Origin of the sequence: Thauera phenylacetica B4P (genome assembly GCF_000310225.1) — a bacterium.
In the GTDB taxonomy this organism is placed as follows: Bacteria; Pseudomonadota; Gammaproteobacteria; order Burkholderiales; family Rhodocyclaceae; genus Thauera; species Thauera phenylacetica.
Genome location: NZ_AMXF01000442.1, coordinates 1 through 1517, shown reverse-complemented (window position 1 = coordinate 1517; position 1517 = coordinate 1). Strand labels below are relative to the sequence as shown.

The window sequence follows — 1517 nt, the reverse complement described above, 5'->3', positions numbered from 1 at the left end:
AACACCGCGTCGGCGAGGCCGGCGGGCAGCTCGGCGCAGGGCGTGGCGGCCTCGACCGGCATGAGCTGGCCTATGCTCGGCTCGCCGAGCGCGACGAGCTGGTGGGCGACGCCATGGCCGTGGCGCACGTGGCCGTTGCCCATGATGCCCACGACGAGCGGCAGGCTGCCGTCCGCCGCCGCGTGACGCGCGCGGCCGGCGACCAGCGCCTCGGCCATCGCGCGGTCCCAGGCGAGCTGGGATTCGACGAAGTTGCGGAAGGCGGCGTCGCTGCGCGCCGGCCTGGCCTTGTCCTTGCCGTGCATGCGCATGTGGGCGTGCTGGCTGTGGATCTCGAACAGGAAGTCCTCGTAGGCCGGCAAGGCCGCGGCCGGCCGCCCGACGCCCTCGCGCTCGCCCTCGGGCACGCCGTCCCAGCCCTTGTCGGCGATCCGCCGGGTGAGCTCGGCGTCGATGTTGAGCGCGAGCATCGGGATGCGGTTCAGGCGCGCGAAGTGGAAGAGCGGCAGGTAGAGCTCCGCCGGCATGCTCCACACCTTGCCCCACTCCGCCTGCTGCAGGAACTCCGCCTCGGTCAGCTCGCCCGCCACCCAGCGGTCGAGCACCGGCTGCACCCGGCGCGGGAACATCTCGAAGCCGATCACCATCGTGGGGCGCAGCGTGTGCAGCGTGGCGAGCGTCTGCAGCTGCCAGCGGTGGTGGTCCATGTCGTCGTGCTGCTCGCCGAGCAGCACGACCGCGCGCCCGGCCATCGCGGCCAGCAGCCCGTCCGCGTCCACCCGCTGCGGCGTCGCGGCGTCAGTGCGCGCCCAGCTCGCCGGGGCGAGGCAGGCAGGGGCGGCCGCCGCGGAGGGGGGCTGGGCCGGGTTCGCCAGCGCTGGAGCGGTGCACAGGAAAGCGCTCGAGAGCGCGAGCGCGCTCAGCCAGGAGGAAGAGGACATGATCGTGGACCCGGGGAACGTGACAAGCGGTAGAGCCCGCGCATGCACACGAGTTCCGCGCCCCCCGGGCGCGCTGCTCAGGGGCGGAAATGGTCGACGCGGTCGGTGATCAGCCCGTCCAGGCCAAGCGCGCGTAGGCGCTGCGCCTCGGCGTCGTCGTTCACGGTGTACGCCAGGCGGCGCAGCCCGGCCGCGCTGGCCTGCGCCGCGGTCTCCGGGGTCCACTCCGCGCACTCGGCGATCACCGCGACGCAGCCCAGCGCTCGCGCCTCATCCAGCCAACCCGCGCAGAAGGTCTCCAGCAGGAGCCCGCGCGGCAGGGCCGGCGCGACCGCGGCCGCGGCGGCAAGCGCGGCGGTGGAAAAGGAGCTCGCCAGCGGCGGCGTGGCGAAGGACTCCGCGGCGAGGAGCTGGGCCACACGGCGCCCGGTACGGACCTCGTCGCCGGGTGCGGGCTTGATCTCGACGTTGAGCATGCAGCCGCGCCCGCGGCAGAAGGCCAGCACCTGCGCGAGCGTGGGCAGGCGCTCGCCGGCGTGGCGCGGGCCGTGCCAGGCGCCCGCGTCCAGCCGCGCG

2 protein-coding genes are annotated in these 1517 nt (G+C 74.9%); both read right to left on the bottom strand.

What is annotated here, in order from left to right; genetic code table 11:
* Positions 1–941 (bottom strand): ChaN family lipoprotein (locus C667_RS22860; RefSeq protein ID WP_039922947.1); only part of this gene is annotated, 941 nt, incomplete at its 3' end.
* A gap of 77 nt (positions 942–1018) precedes the next feature.
* The coding region (locus C667_RS22855) for a glycerophosphodiester phosphodiesterase family protein (RefSeq protein ID WP_004388364.1) at positions 1019–1517 on the bottom strand (499 nt) is incomplete at its 5' end.